Below are 13,829 nucleotides of genomic sequence, written 5' to 3' on the forward strand. Positions count from 1 at the left end.
AGAACTGGAAGATATCGAACGGCGAGAAATGTTTATTTACGACCAACAAGGAGCTATACTCCAAGCCGTTCAAGAAGAAAAGCGGGCGATCGCGCGGCAATTGCTCGATCGCCTGGATGATGCAACGATCGGTCAAATAACCGGACTCAGTATTGAGGATGTGCGGAAGTTGCGATCGCAATGAGATTTCTTAACCAACAACAATCACAACTGCAAAGCCCCAGACACCTTAGCATTTTTAACACTTGAAATCCGAATCAAAGACCCTGATTTTACAGCAATCTTAGGTTTCCATTCATAAACCCCATCGCTAGTCGCGCGGTTGGCTATGCTTTCAACCAACTTATTCTCTCGATACAGCTCAATCTTGACCTCACCCTGAATATTGTCTCTCCACAAAATCAAATAAGGTTTATTTGCTTCCACCTGCACTTTTCCTGCTGGCTGAGCCACCAATATTTTTGGTGAAGCTGTCTGAGATTTTCTATTCCTAAATCCTAAATAGTGCGGCAGTTCGCGAGTGGCAATATTATTTGATTGAGGCAACATAATCTCGCCGATTTTAGGATTGAATAGATAAGTTGAGAGTCCGCCGTCGATCGTCACGATATCTCCTTTCACTCCGAATTCTCGCATTAACTTAGCTGCTGCATCTAATGTCGCTTCATTAACCGTGATAATTGCCAGCAATTCATTACCCTTGCGACCATCTTTGTCCAGCGTACCGATCACGTGATACCTATTTGCTGGATTTTTAGATATGAGTTTAGCTGGATGGTCCTTGTATTCGTAAGTAACAACTGCATTTTGTACTTCTTTTTGATTCAAGGGCTTTCCTGTTTGCGGTTCGTAATTTGTGATATATGCTTCTCGATCGTTCCAGACCAAAGCTTTCAATCGAACATTTTTATACTGCCCATCTTTGGGTTGCTTGACCGGGCCGTAGATGCCGTTACCGCCAGTAATAACTTGACCGTTAAATTTGATAGGAAAAGATAGCTGTGTGCTGCGTTCGTATTGTTCAAAAAAATAACAGTTAATGACGGAAAAAACACCATTACCGTAAAGTTTTTTGTATTCTCCTGTAACTTCAGAGAATAACTTTCTCTTAAAGAAAGGACTGTAATATTTGTTTTCTCCCTGATAGTACAATCCTTTATTGAAAGCCATCCGATCCACCTCTCCAATTAGCTGGTCTATTTGCATTTTTTGGACGTTAATAACTTGCAAATAAGCCTGATTTCCGTTGGGTAGTTGTTTTTTGTACAACTCTGCACCATCTCTGGTATCCACAGGTTGAAAATAACTGACTGGGCTAGAAAGTTGTTCGATCGCAAAATGTGCAACTGCTGCCACAACAGCAACAGCAAAAATCATCAAAAAAAACGGCAATATTTTTTTGACCCTGTTCATAAATATTAGACCTCTTGCAAAAGTCGCTTTCAATTCCCTCAATTATCTGCGTTAATCTGTGTTTATCTGCCTTACATCCGCGGTTTTTGTATCAAGCAAAGACTTATGCAAGAGGTCTATTAAATTGTTTCAAGACCACAAACCAAACTACCTCAAAAATAGCTTATACGCCGGATTGTGACTCTCATCCCCATACTGATAGCCCAGCGTATCCAAAAAAGCCTGCCATTCCTGCATCTCATCGGGCGGTACTTGAATTCCCACCACAATTCGCCCGTAATCTGCGCCATTATTTCGATAGTGAAAAACGCTAATATTCCAGTTAGGGCTCATCGAACCCACAAACTTCATCAACGCACCCGGACGTTCGGGAAATTCAAAGCGATAAAACAATTCATGATCGGCCAGCATCGAACGCCCGCCCACCATATGCCGCACGTGCAATTTCGTTAATTCATCATCAGTTAAATCCAAAGTTTTGAAGCCACAACCTTCAAAACTTGCCGCTATCTTCACCGCATCGGCACGGTTTTGAATTTGTACACCGATAAAAATATGTGCCTCTTTCTCATCCGCAATTCGATAGCTAAATTCAGTTAAATTGCGTTTGCCCAGACATTCGCAAAACCTGCGGAGACTTCCCGGTTGTTCGGGAATTGTGACTGCAAAAATGGCTTCGCGGCGTTCGCCAAACTCGGCTCTTTCTGCTACAAAACGCAGCCGATCGAAATTCATGTTCGCGCCGCAAGCCACAGCAATTAACGTTTCTCCTGCGATTTGTTCCCGTTCCACGTAAGCTTTCGCACCTGCGATCGCCAAAGCGCCAGCAGGTTCTAAGATCGATCGCGTATCTTCAAAAACATCCTTAATCGCCGCGCAAACATCATCCGTATCCACCAAAACAATCTCATCCACATACTCCTGACACAAGCGAAAAGTTTCCTCCCCCACTTCCCGCACAGCAACGCCGTCAGCAAATAAACCCACCTGCGACAAACGCACCCGTTTACCCGCTTTCAGCGATTGATTCATTGCATCAGAATCGATGGGTTCGACCCCAATAATCTTAATTTCCGGCCGCAACCGCTTGACATAGGCCCCAATTCCCGAAATCAATCCGCCGCCGCCAATTGCCACAAAAATCGCGTGAATTGGTTTTTGATGTTGCCGCAGAATTTCCATGCCGATCGTACCCTGTCCAGCAATCACGTGCGGGTCATCAAAAGGGTGAATAAAAGTTAAACCTTTTTCCGCCTCTAATTGGCGCGCAAAGGCGTAGGCATCGTCGTAGGTATCCCCATGCAAAACGACCTCTCCACCCCGGGATATCACCGCATTTACCTTCACCTGCGGCGTCGTTACGGGCATGACGATAATCGCGCGAGTTCCCAGGTGGCGGGCGGCGAGGGCGACTCCTTGGGCGTGGTTGCCGGCGGAAGCTGCAATCACACCTTGTGCTAGCAAATCCGGCGACAGTTGCGCCATTTTGTTGTACGCACCCCGCAGTTTGAAGGAAAACACCGACTGCATATCCTCTCGCTTCAGCAAAAGTTTATTGTTGAGCCGTGCTGATAGATTCGGGGCGGATTCTAGGGCTGTTTCTTGAGCAACATCGTAGACGCGGGCGGTGAGGATTTGTACCAGATAATCGCAAAGCATGGGGTTAGCAGGTTGGTTGATGCCGGATGGTGGGATAATTGTAGGGCACTTGTGTTAGTATTTTGCGGGGAATTGGCGATCGGGCGATCGCAGTTAACGAAAGATTCAGTCAACTGGGTTTGATTTAGTTACATAAATAGTCAATCCTGTTCTGGCATCCCGATCAAACTTTAACCCTACTTCTTCTTCCGAGGTTATTTCCACCTGATTGTGGAAAATATCATTAAGCTCAATACTCTCAATTTTAGCAGCGTAGCAGTACGACAATTTATCATTAACTAAAACTAGAAAAACACGTTCTTCTACAGTTAAGGTAACTTTCTGAACTTTGGCTACGTATGCTTGTTGCTTTTTGAACCACTCAGTAATTTCTCCAATCTCCCTTACCAGCCCTAGAGCTTTCTGGAGTAAAATTATCTTGTAGGTGACTAAATCAGCCAGGGATTTACATAAAGCCTCAACAAAATCACCTAAGTCCAACAGTTCTTGAGTTCCCAAAATCTGATTTGTAGAGCCGTGTGCTGCTTCATTCCGATAGTCAACGAGTTGGTTGAGTTCTCCTTCAGCCGTGTTTTGACGGCCGCGAACTTCCTCGACAAAATATTTAATTTCTTTGTGGTTACTTACCCATTTCCACGCCTCATCAATCCCAGCATTTTTCAAAACTGTTTCTAGCGTTTCCTTCCGTAAATTTTGCTCGTGCAATAGGAAAGCATCAGGAAGTAGTTCGTATTTTCCAGTGTCAGTAATTCCACAGGATAATCCTTGCACTACTTTCTCAACTGAAAGGTGTTGAAACCTATTCTTTTTGATGTCAATCAATAAACGTCCTATACCCTCTCGATGGGTATTTTGGATTTTTTCTCCCAAGTCTGAATAACGTGGAACCAAATCGGGCATCCGTCGCAGCCAATCCGAAATTAAATCCTCAACGAAGCGCTCGTAAATAGCATACAATCGGGTTACAACAGCAGAGCGATCGTAAATTCTCCACTCGTCTTTGCTAGGTATTTCCTCTATTAATGCGGCAAATTCAGGATTTTCTTTCAACTCTTTTATATCTGAACTGTCTTGAGATACGATTTTTCTAAGTCGATCGTTAATCTTTATCATCGAACGGACAGTGGAAATTTTAAGACAGACTGTCTTGAGAAGCTCGTCAAACATTGCAAGTTACTCTCCGATAACTTGCAAAAGCATTTCGTCAAATATCCTGATTCGCTCCTGAATCTCTGCCTTGGTTTTTCCACCTCCGGTGAGAAGACGAGATTCAGGTTTTTTAAAGATGTTCTTTGTCTCTTCAATAATTCGATCTTTGAGAGCAATCAATCTTTTTTCATATTGCAAGTATTTGCTTAAACCAACCATAATTGCATCATAATATGCTTTATAAGTCTTGTTTGACCAAGTTTGAGTTTTTTGGTCAAAGGGTTTGAATAAATGCTCTCCGTAAATTAGGTGAGCTATTGTGAGAGTTTTGAGAAAAATAGATTCCAAGTAATTGATATCTTCCTCATCAAATTTTAAGCTTCTCATCATGTACAAATCTAAAAAGCCTTCCATCCCCCGTTGGAAATTATCGACATTTCTGAGAGCAAAAAAACGCAGCACTAACTCAGCATCTTCCATTTTTTTATAAAGGGTATTTTTCTCCAATTCGGCGCTGTTATCCTCTGTCGGAATTCCCCAAGCTTCTGCAAATATGGGATGACGCGATAATTTTAGCAACAGTTCATTGAACTTTCCATAATACAAACAGTTTCGCACTTCCTGTTGACTTAAATCTACGCCTCCAGTGTTAAGACGCTCAAAGGTTTTTTGTTTTAAGAATAGAGCTTCTTCAGGATCGGAGGTTGATTCGGCAATAATTACTGTCGATGATATAGAACGACGGTCGATACCGGCTCTAATTTTTTGAGGAAGTTGATTGTAGGTACGTCCATTTAATTCAGGCCAAAGTTCAAGCCCTGTTAATGAAAGCTTGTTTTCATAAAAATCCTGAATCGCAGTAATTCTTTGTTGACCATCCATAACCTCATATGAATAGTACTCTTTTTCGTATAAAATTATTGACGGAACGGGAATATTGATCAGAAATGATTCGATTAATTGGGATTGCATCTTGGGAGTCCAACGCGCCCTTCTTTGGTAAAATGGTCGCACGTTCATATAACCAGGCTTCTTTAATGCCTCGACAAAGCTCGGAAGCTTTTCACGGTTGATTTCGGTAAGAATTCTATTTTCTCTTAACTCGTACTTATGGTTAATATCATGATCGGACATTTTAGTGCGAGTTTTTGCAGGCAAACTCACCCACATTTTTTCTTCAAATGGTGCGATCTGCATTTCCGTAGTCTCCCTAAGCACAACTTGTTAATAATTATAGCATTTTCAGCATGAGCCGATCGACTCAAATCTAGCAAAAAGTGCGATCGCAAATTATCCCTGCTGAAGATCGATCGCCCTTACCAGATAGCAAAATCCGATTTTATGGCAAAATTAGCCTAGACTGAAATATGAAAGCTGGCAGGCAAGCTGTAGTGAATGTTGCCCTCGTGAGTCCTGACTTCGTTTTTGCCGTTTACCCCGGTTATAAAATCCGGTTTGTGAGCGTATTAGTCCGTAATCCTTAATTTAGTATGTAAAATCATGAACGTACAAATTACAGATTTGCGTGCGGTTGACGAGCCAAAAATTCAACAGGTAGCTAGATTAATAGTTGAAGGTTTTAAAGAGCATTGGCCCGATGCTTGGCCCGATCTAAAATCTGCTTTGCAAGAAGTGCAAGAATCTTTGGAACCCGATCGCATCAGTCGAATTGCTGTCGGCGACAGCAATCAAGTTTTGGGATGGATTGGCGGGATTAAACAGTATGACGGTAATGTTTGGGAACTGCACCCGCTCGTAGTGAGAACAGAATTTCGCCGACAAGGAATTGGTCGATCGCTCGTAGCTGATTTAGCAGCAGAAGCTAAAAACCGGGGAGGGATCGTGCTGTGGGTGGGTACCGACGACGAAGACAATCAAACAACTCTTTCAGGCATCAATCTTTATCCTAATGTTTGGGAACACATCGCCAAAATCAAAAATTTGCGCGGTCATCCCTACGAATTTTATCAAAAAATGGGTTTTGCGATCGTGGGAGTGATGCCCGACGCCAACGGAATTGGCAAGCCAGATATTTTCATGGCAAAGCGGTTGTAAAGTTTAAGGTAGGTTCTAAATTTACTAACTGGTGGCTTGCCAATCCAACACTTAGCAAAATTAGTTGTTGAAAGTTTCCCAGAAAATCGGTCTAGTCTGGACGTGCGAACCCCGTTCGAGGGTCGCTAATAAACAAACCCAGAACTAACGAATCCATCACCGTATCCCAGACAGGAGTCAAACGTTCAGCATCGTCAACCCAGTAATCAAAAGTAATCAAACACTGAACATTAGAACCCAATCCAATACAGATTCGCGAATAAGCTTCCCGCTGCTCTGGAGGGTCGATAAACTTAAATTCAGTCCAAACAACGCGGGCAGTTTGCCGCTTCAATTGGATAATTTCCCCAAGAGCAATGGGATTCCGCGTATCATCTTCAACCACCTTCTGTAATAGCGGCACCAGCGGAAAATCTGCCCAGTTACCAGGTGGTAGCAAATTAAACGAAACCTCCAAACAACAATCATCATCCGGCGGCTTTTTATCCGTAAACCGGAACGACTTAGTATCCGGTTCAAAATGCCAATCTTCCGGGACATCAAAGCGGACGGCACCTCTTCCTGCTACAAAAATTCGAGTTCCCGGCTTTGACTTCCAATTGTGGTCTTCTTTGAGTTCTAGAGTTTCCTTGAGCCATTCTTGCTTTTTGCGCTTAGACATAAACAGAACACCAAATTGCTGCTAATGTGTAGTTTTAGACCTTGCAAACACATTTTAACTCTATTTTGCTCGCCGTTTACTCAAATATAACAATCCTTACAAAAATTATGAATTCCTCTCTTCTCTATTCCTCTGCCTTCTCTGCGCCTCTGCGGTAAAAAAGAATTCCCTTCACAATTCGCTAACTTTTATTTTTCACTCTTGGGAATCACATACCTAATTCCGCCTTTATGGCCAGCCGCATCGCCCTTGTAACGGGGGATAACATGAATAGCCGCGTGACTGCGACTTTGACCAGCCTGTTTATTAATATTGATTCCCACATTAAAACCCTCTGGCTGAAACTCTTTACTTAACATTTCTTGCACCTTATTAGCCATAAACCAGCAAGCCGATTGCTCTCGAAAAGGCAGTTCAAAATAATTAGCAACGTGACGCTTGGGGATGATTAAAACATGACCTTTGCTAGCGGGATAACCGTCAAACATCGCATAAGCTGTTGCTGATTCAGTTAGCAAAATTAGGTTTTTATACGGATTGCAAAATATGCAGTTATTAGTAGAATTTCTTTGATGGTTGTAATGCACGTATTTGTAAATTTCGCAAGACTCATCTAGGTGAACCGGCTTAAAGGGAAGTTTGACAATGCACTGATATGTAGGTTTTTTGTGCACGTAATGTTCTCGAAAGCCTTCTTTTTTGATATCCCTTCTCACCGCAAAATACGCATTCCCTCCCGGTTTCAACAGGTGCGACACTTCCATCAGGACATTAGCTTGTTCTTCAGGAAACAAAACATTCAAAACATAAAAGCAAATGATGGTGTCGAATTTATCTTCCGGGAATTCCGGGAAATAATAAGGGTCATAACCCGTAATATCGAAGCCTTTTTGCTGCAACAATCTCACATCGCTGCCGAAGCCGCACCCAAAATCTAAGACTTTGCCTTGCAGCAAGTTTTTATCCAATAAAAATCTTGCCGGAAATGACAGATAAATTCTTTCGATTGCCGTCAGGTGGGTGAATTTATTTTGTTGCTTTTTCATGGAGGCATAAATTTGATTTCAATCGTGGTTTTTAGTCTTTGCGTAAAGGTTTTGTTAAAATCCCTAGAATTTTGTCAACTTCGTTAATATAATAATCGTTCAAGTCAATAAAAGCTGTTTGATTTACCAATTTGAGGAACTTCCAAGCATTTCCCGTGGTAACACCTCCGTAAATCGCCTCAATTTCATCATTTTGCTGTTGATTGAATCGCTGGGCTCCCAACATTTCAGCAATACACTGTCCTAATCCGTTTTTGATGTTTTCATTTTTGGCTTCTACTAAGGTGACAACTGGTGTTCGGATTTCGTACAAATCGCTGGATGCGGTGAGGATATAATCGCAATAGCCGCTAAGTCCGCTTTCTGGATCGGGGTTAAATTCTGTACCGGAAAAAAAGCCGATTTGGAAGTTTAAAATGCGCCGCACTTCTAATAATACGGGAGCAATAATCAACTCCGATCGCGCTTTTTCAGTATTGATAGCATTGGCGAGAGGGATATATTCTGCTAGGGTTGTTTTGAGATAGTCGCTAGGTGCAATTGATTCTACATCTGCAAACAAAACTGTTTTTTCATTTACAGTTAGGTTAAAGGCTGCACGCACTTTGGTGATGGTAGTAAATTCACTATATGACATTTTTAAAGTTTTTAAATTAACTACAAATTACCTAGGCTACTTGAGATTTTACCATTATTGCAGTTTGGCGATCGCCCCTTTTTCCACCAACACCTTACCAGTCACCAAATCCCGCACCGTCGCCAACAAAACCCGCCTCTCATCCACCTCAAAACTCACCGAAACCCTGTCAATTCCCAATACCCCGGGCGGATTCAAATGCGCTACACAAACCTGCTGGTGGTGGCTTTCCAGAGACCGAAAATCAGTTTTTTTGTTGAGCAAACTGCTCGTCATTTGCCCTTTTTCGTTAAAAATAACCTCCGCTTGCGATACCTCCGCAACTTCCCCAATATCTAACCGAATTTCCCTTTGCCCTTCAATTGCCACTTGCAGCGTCAACTCTTCGGAACTTTGACAGGGATACTTCATTTCCTTGCTAAATATCGGCGAATAAGCATAAGCTTTAGCATAAGGTTCCCAAAGGCGAATTGCATAGCTGTGGCGCAAATAATCGTCAACACTCGCTAATTGTGTCAAGGCTAAAGCACCGTGCGCCACGGCTTCAAACGGCTTGTCAGCTTTGACTTTTTGCCGCCCAAAATACGAAACCACTAAATTAGATACAGCCGGAATTAGAGAAGTTCCTCCTACCAGCAAAACCTGTTCTATATCTGCTTTGCCGATACCTTTTCCCATTGCAATGCTCAGCACTTCATCTAAAGCTTGTCGCAACTGTTCTAACAACTGTCTAGATTCCAGAATTTCCTCAAGCTTCTCTCGGTTTAGCTGCAAATCGTAAGACATAAAATTTTCATCGTCCAACCAACTTTCCTTCGCCTGATTAACTTGAGAAAGTTGAATTTTTAATTTTTCCGCTATTTCTAATAAATTTTGCCAGCCCACTGGGCCGACTTCTGCCCGCGACGAACCAATTTGCCGCAAATAATCTTCCACAATCCAGATGTCAATATCTTCGCCGCCGACATAAGCATCGGATTTTGCCAATACTTCGGCACGCACCCCCCCCAGCCGCTCCAAGCTTCGGGGGGGTGAGGGGGCGGTTACAGCAGTACGGACTAAACTTAAATCTAAAGTTCCGCCGCCAAAATCAACTACTAAAACTAAAGAGCCGGGGCGTTTTACTGCATATCCTAGGGCGGCGGCTGTGGATTCATCTATTACCTGAATTTCCGCAACTCCCAAATTTTCTCCTAAGTCGCGAAACCAATCTAGATATCGCTCAAATGCTCCGACGGGTACTGTAAAAATTATTTTTTCTGGCTGTATATTTTGTAAATATAATTGTTTCCAAATAATTTTGATAAACTGTTCTGCTACTGATTCGGCTGTGTAGGTATCGCCGTCGATATTGCGGGGCGGTGGCTGAAAGTCGGCCGCTAAATTGCGTTTAAAAGCTTTAAAAAAACGGTCGGGCTGGGATTGCCCCAAACGCTGCGAGCGCACTTTTTCTCCCACCACCAACTCTCCCGCCTTCTTCACAAAGATTAAAGTCGGCACTACAGATATTTCTCGAACATCTCCGCTCAAATTCTTTGTTTTAAAAATGCGGGACATCTCGCCCAATCTCAAAGTTTCTGGTGTTTGCGTATCCGGGTTGAGAATGCAGACAACCGTGTTGCTGGTGCCGAAGTCAATTGCAACTATAGTCATGTTGATTTTAGATTTTAGATTTTAGATTTTAGATTTTAGATTTAATTTTTCATGCGGTCCTGGGTGGTGCAGCTAAGTTTATAGGAGTTACCCATCTACTCTATTTGTAGGGTCGCATTGCGCCCCTTACTTAATTTTTTATGCCACCTGGAAGGGTGCGGCTAACTTTAGCAGGAGCAAGAATTCGCTCTCCATCCTGATAGCCGACAAACCTAATATAAACTAATTCTCCTTCTGTTATATCCTCAACATCCGGCTGGTGTAACTGCGGATTGTAAGCAGTTTGTTCCCACGCAGAACCGATTGTTTGAAAATCCCAGCTTGCCAAGAGATTGTCTAAGGGAGTAAACAAAGCTGAGAGATTTTTGGCTGGCATATCCGGATTAGCTTCTGCCATTTTGCGGGCGGCGGGATAGCTGGTTAACAAAGTTTGCAACTGTTCAAAGGTAGCGCGGCGAAAATCCGCAGTTAGTTGAGCTTTTTGCTGCTGCAGTTCTTCTCGCAGCCGGAAACACTGCTGCCTCAATTCTTCAATTTCGGTGGGATTAGTTGTGATTGTAGCCGATATTGGCAGCGCGCTGAAAGTGCGATCGAACTCTTGAAAATTCAAATTCAGCACTGTTGCCAGCCGCCTCAGTTGGTTTACCGTGAGTTTTCCCACGTCTCCCTGCCGCACTAAACGCACCCCGTAGCGACTTAAGCCTGCTTTTTCGCCTAAATCTTGCCAATCGAGAATGTGTAGTTGATTCATGCGTTCCCGCAGAATTGTATCGTACTTAAACTCGATCGCATCTCCCGCCTCCGATGCAGCATAAAGGTAGACTAAAATTAGAAAAATGCCCCCGACACCTAGCGCGATGCTGAAGGCAGGCACTGTTGTTACATCAACTGTTGCACCCAGGAGATCAAACATCTTTAACTCTTCTAAACTTGTTTTAAAGTCTGCGTTTGTTCAACGACCAAATTTTCTTCGCCTTGGTAGTATTCTGGCAGCAACTCTTGAGATTGTACTTTTCCGAGGGCTTTTTCAATTCCGGCGGTGGTTTCGGTGCAACTAGAACCGGTGGCGTTGAGGACGGTTTCGGTAATTTTGCCGTCTTTGCCGATGCGGTATTCTATTTGGCGGTATTCTGCCATAATTCTTCCTCGTGGTTTAATGCTTGAGTGTTGAATGTTGAGTGTTGAGTTATATTATAGATTCTATTTACCAATTATTCTAATGAATTTTTGTAGCGACAATGCAACCGGGGTTTCGCCGGAGATTATGGCTGCGATTGCATCAGCTAATTGCGGTGCTGTGATGTCTTACGGAGATGATGAATATACGCAGCGTTTGCAAGTTAAATTTTCGGACTTGTTCGAGACATCCGTGACTGTTTTTCCTGTAGCAACCGGTTCGGCTGCTAATGCTCTGGCCCTTGCGGTTATGACTCCTCCTTACGGGGCTGTTTACTGTCACGCAGAATCTCATATTAATGTGGATGAATGCGGCGCGCCGGAGTTTTTTACAGGCGGTGCAAAGTTAGTGACAGTAACAGGAAATCATGCTAAAATAGAGGCAGAGACTTTAGGAAAAATGCTCGATTGCGCTGGTGCAGGTGTCGTCCATCACGTACAGCCTGCCGCCGTCAGCATCACTCAAGCAACGGAAGCCGGCACAGTCTACAATCCAGGGGAAATTTCCCAGATTTCGGAAGTGGTTCGCGCTCGCAATTTGCACCTACACATGGATGGAGCGCGCTTTGCGAATGCTGTTGTCAGTTTGGGCTGTTCTCCGGCGGATGTCACTTGGCGCGCCGGTGTGGATATTCTATCGTTTGGAGCGACAAAAAACGGCGCGATGGGTGCAGAAGCTGTGGTTTTTTTTAACCGAGAACTAGCAAAGACTTTCCCTTTTTACCGCAAGCGCAGCGGGCATCTTTTCTCGAAAATGCGGTTTTTGTCGGCGCAGTTGGAAGCGTATATAACGGATGATTTGTGGCTGAAAAATGCGGCTCATGCAAATAATATGGCAGCCAAATTAGCCCGAGATTTGGCGGGAGTTGAGGGAGCGAAGTTTTACCATCGGGTTGAAGCAAACGAGATTTTTATTCAACTTCCAGAATCGGTAATTACAGCGGTTTTAGCTGAGGGTTTTCTGTTTTATCGGTGGGACGAATGTACTGTTAGACTGGTAACGGCTTTTAATACTCTGGAAGCGGATGTTATTGCTTTTGTGGAAGCGGTTAAACGAAACAGTGATTATTTCGTAGGGGCAGGTTTTACGAATAATATCTGACAACTATAGCAATCCTCGCATCAGTTTCAATAACTTCCAGGCTCTGCCTGGGAATCAATGTCACTCTTGCTCTGCCTCGCCTGCTACAATCGAGGCTCTTCCTCCGGATCTGCGTTACCAGGCTCTGCCTGGTAACGAGTAGAATCATTTAGGATTGCTATACCAAAAATCTAGCTCAACCCGGCCTCCACAACAGATAACTCACATCAACATTAAATTTGGATCGAATGCGGAAAATGTATATTGTGATTTTTCGTTGGATAGGGACGGGTTTGAGAGATTGTTGGTTATTTACAATTATTGTTGGTGAAACCCACCCCTACATTTTAAGGGATTCAGGAATCGGTTCTGCAACTGCGGCTAGCTCGGGTTCAACTGCTTCGATGTGTGCTTCTAAAAGCGCAAGATTTCTCATGTTTGATTTATAAAAAGCATCGAAGATATCTCCCACTAAAGGTACCGATCCCAGAACTGCTTCTAGACCGATATTGTAAATCATTTTACCTAAAGTTTTTGGGGGAATGTTGAATTGAGTTGCTAAGTAAATTAGGTATGCAGAAAACGCGGTATCTACGATATCCCCAGCACCGGGAACTAAACCGATAATGGGATCTAAACCTATGCGAAATTTAGTGCCGGGGATGCCAATGGCTGTATCCATCAGGCGGCTGAGCTTGCGGATGCGGTTGAGGGTGGCGAGACGCTCTATATTGTTCATATTATTATTTTTGGACTAGGTTGAAAAACTGACATCAGTCGGAAGACGCAAAAAAAGTATCGAGTTAATAAAAATCTACCAAAATAGGCGGATTTATCCCAGAAGTAGGGTGCGTCAATCGATTTGAGATTTGAGATTTGAGATTTTAGATTGACCCCACGGATAAATGCGGGGGCTTGAGGATTTTCGATTTTCGGTTTTGGATTGATTCCACGGATAAATCACGTGGCGGGTACCACCTTTGAAATTCTTGGTCAGCTAACATGATTTTTGCTCTCTACCAACCATATCAAAACTGACGCACGCCTGCAACAAACGGTGCGTCACCACTATACTTTTTGTGCTTCTCCATCGTCTCAAACCTGACGCACCCTACCACAATGCTACCGATCGCGTTTAATGTTCGCTAATATGCTTAATTCCCCATTCGTGCATACTATCAATAATCGGTTTGAGACTTTCGCCCACAGGCGTTAGCGAATAGGTAGTGCTTTTTTGTAAAGGGCGGAGAAAAATAGTAAAATAGAGCGACGATCGTGAAAGAGGAATGATGGAATGAA

The 13,829-nt window shown here is 43.3% G+C and carries 14 protein-coding genes and 1 pseudogene; 3 read left to right on the top strand and 12 right to left on the bottom strand.

From position 1 onward, the window contains the following. Nucleotides 1-184 (top strand): annotated as a pseudogene (locus tag QUB56_RS30500) (Rpn family recombination-promoting nuclease/putative transposase); the annotation flags it as partial. Between the two features lie 20 nt (nt 185-204). On the opposite strand, the gene QUB56_RS30505 reads toward QUB56_RS30500, so the two are convergent. The 4 genes from QUB56_RS30505 to QUB56_RS30520 form a co-directional block, all read right to left on the bottom strand. Then, nucleotides 205-1,413 carry a hypothetical protein gene (locus tag QUB56_RS30505; RefSeq protein ID WP_332960096.1) on the bottom strand — a complete coding sequence of 403 codons (1,209 nt, stop codon included), beginning with the start codon at nt 1,411-1,413 and terminating at the stop codon, nt 205-207. A gap of 147 nt (nt 1,414-1,560) precedes the next feature. Further along, complete coding sequence (ilvA, locus tag QUB56_RS30510) at nt 1,561-3,093, bottom strand: threonine ammonia-lyase, biosynthetic (protein ID WP_332960110.1); 1,533 nt, start codon at nt 3,091-3,093, stop codon at nt 1,561-1,563. Nucleotides 3,094-3,177: 84 nt separating this feature from the next. Next, the gene (locus tag QUB56_RS30515; RefSeq protein ID WP_332960097.1) at nt 3,178-4,239 is read right to left on the bottom strand and encodes an MAE_28990/MAE_18760 family HEPN-like nuclease; all 1,062 of its coding nucleotides are present in this window, start codon (nt 4,237-4,239) and stop codon (nt 3,178-3,180) included. 6 nt (nt 4,240-4,245) lie between these two features. Beyond that, nucleotides 4,246-5,418, bottom strand: coding sequence for a DUF262 domain-containing protein (locus QUB56_RS30520; protein ID WP_332960098.1), 1,173 nt, complete (start codon nt 5,416-5,418; stop codon nt 4,246-4,248). Between the two features lie 303 nt (nt 5,419-5,721). Between QUB56_RS30520 and QUB56_RS30525 the strand changes: the two genes are divergently transcribed. Further along, nucleotides 5,722-6,276: a GNAT family N-acetyltransferase gene (locus QUB56_RS30525; protein ID WP_332960099.1), complete on the top strand. Its 555-nt coding sequence runs from the start codon at nt 5,722-5,724 to the stop codon at nt 6,274-6,276. 91 nt (nt 6,277-6,367) lie between these two features. Here QUB56_RS30525 and QUB56_RS30530 read toward each other — a convergent pair whose 3' ends face one another. The 6 genes from QUB56_RS30530 to QUB56_RS30555 form a co-directional block, all read right to left on the bottom strand. Then, entirely contained in the window at nt 6,368-6,937 is a 570-nt protein-coding gene (locus tag QUB56_RS30530; protein ID WP_332960100.1) for a hypothetical protein, read from the bottom strand. Nucleotides 6,938-7,125: 188 nt separating this feature from the next. After that, a complete protein-coding gene (locus tag QUB56_RS30535; protein WP_332960101.1) occupies nt 7,126-7,983 on the bottom strand; it encodes a bifunctional class I SAM-dependent methyltransferase/HIT family protein in 858 nt (285 codons plus the stop codon). 31 nt (nt 7,984-8,014) lie between these two features. Continuing rightward, on the bottom strand, nt 8,015-8,620 hold the full coding sequence (locus QUB56_RS30540) for a hypothetical protein (RefSeq protein WP_332960102.1): 606 nt from the start codon (nt 8,618-8,620) through the stop codon (nt 8,015-8,017). A 54-nt stretch (nt 8,621-8,674) separates the two neighbouring features. Beyond that, complete coding sequence (locus tag QUB56_RS30545) at nt 8,675-10,273, bottom strand: Hsp70 family protein (RefSeq protein WP_332960103.1); 1,599 nt, start codon at nt 10,271-10,273, stop codon at nt 8,675-8,677. Between the two features lie 130 nt (nt 10,274-10,403). Then, nucleotides 10,404-11,186, bottom strand: coding sequence for an XRE family transcriptional regulator (locus QUB56_RS30550; protein WP_332960104.1), 783 nt, complete (start codon nt 11,184-11,186; stop codon nt 10,404-10,406). 11 nt (nt 11,187-11,197) lie between these two features. Further along, the gene (locus QUB56_RS30555) at nt 11,198-11,410 is read right to left on the bottom strand and encodes a DUF2997 domain-containing protein (RefSeq protein ID WP_332960105.1); all 213 of its coding nucleotides are present in this window, start codon (nt 11,408-11,410) and stop codon (nt 11,198-11,200) included. A gap of 82 nt (nt 11,411-11,492) precedes the next feature. Between QUB56_RS30555 and QUB56_RS30560 the strand changes: the two genes are divergently transcribed. After that, on the top strand, nt 11,493-12,551 hold the full coding sequence (locus QUB56_RS30560) for a low specificity L-threonine aldolase (protein WP_332960106.1): 1,059 nt from the start codon (nt 11,493-11,495) through the stop codon (nt 12,549-12,551). A 319-nt stretch (nt 12,552-12,870) separates the two neighbouring features. Here the strand turns inward: QUB56_RS30560 and QUB56_RS30565 are convergent, their stop codons facing one another. Next, nucleotides 12,871-13,269 (bottom strand): DUF4112 domain-containing protein, encoded by a 399-nt coding sequence (locus tag QUB56_RS30565; RefSeq protein ID WP_332960107.1) that lies wholly within the window; start codon nt 13,267-13,269, stop codon nt 12,871-12,873. Between the two features lie 396 nt (nt 13,270-13,665). Next, nucleotides 13,666-13,821, bottom strand: a complete 156-nt coding sequence (locus QUB56_RS30570) for a winged helix-turn-helix transcriptional regulator (RefSeq protein WP_332960111.1) — start codon at nt 13,819-13,821, stop codon at nt 13,666-13,668. Nucleotides 13,822-13,829: the final 8 nt, after the last annotated feature.

It is taken from the genome of Microcoleus sp. AR_TQ3_B6, assembly GCF_036702785.1.
In the GTDB taxonomy this organism is placed as follows: Bacteria; Cyanobacteriota; Cyanobacteriia; order Cyanobacteriales; family Microcoleaceae; genus Microcoleus.

What these genes read in the sequence shown, in the direction of transcription:
- QUB56_RS30505 (WP_332960096.1), bottom strand. Translation starts at nt 1,413, where the DNA reads ATGAACAGGGTCAAAAAAATATTGCCGTTTTTTTTGATGATTTTTGCT.
- QUB56_RS30515 (WP_332960097.1), bottom strand. Translation starts at nt 4,239, where the DNA reads ATGTTTGACGAGCTTCTCAAGACAGTCTGTCTTAAAATTTCCACTGTC.
- QUB56_RS30520 (WP_332960098.1), bottom strand. Translation starts at nt 5,418, where the DNA reads ATGCAGATCGCACCATTTGAAGAAAAAATGTGGGTGAGTTTGCCTGCA.
- QUB56_RS30525 (WP_332960099.1), top strand. Translation starts at nt 5,722, where the DNA reads ATGAACGTACAAATTACAGATTTGCGTGCGGTTGACGAGCCAAAAATT.
- QUB56_RS30530 (WP_332960100.1), bottom strand. Translation starts at nt 6,937, where the DNA reads ATGTCTAAGCGCAAAAAGCAAGAATGGCTCAAGGAAACTCTAGAACTC.
- QUB56_RS30535 (WP_332960101.1), bottom strand. Translation starts at nt 7,983, where the DNA reads ATGAAAAAGCAACAAAATAAATTCACCCACCTGACGGCAATCGAAAGA.
- QUB56_RS30540 (WP_332960102.1), bottom strand. Translation starts at nt 8,620, where the DNA reads ATGTCATATAGTGAATTTACTACCATCACCAAAGTGCGTGCAGCCTTT.
- QUB56_RS30545 (WP_332960103.1), bottom strand. Translation starts at nt 10,273, where the DNA reads ATGACTATAGTTGCAATTGACTTCGGCACCAGCAACACGGTTGTCTGC.
- QUB56_RS30550 (WP_332960104.1), bottom strand. Translation starts at nt 11,186, where the DNA reads ATGTTTGATCTCCTGGGTGCAACAGTTGATGTAACAACAGTGCCTGCC.
- QUB56_RS30555 (WP_332960105.1), bottom strand. Translation starts at nt 11,410, where the DNA reads ATGGCAGAATACCGCCAAATAGAATACCGCATCGGCAAAGACGGCAAA.
- QUB56_RS30560 (WP_332960106.1), top strand. Translation starts at nt 11,493, where the DNA reads ATGAATTTTTGTAGCGACAATGCAACCGGGGTTTCGCCGGAGATTATG.
- QUB56_RS30565 (WP_332960107.1), bottom strand. Translation starts at nt 13,269, where the DNA reads ATGAACAATATAGAGCGTCTCGCCACCCTCAACCGCATCCGCAAGCTC.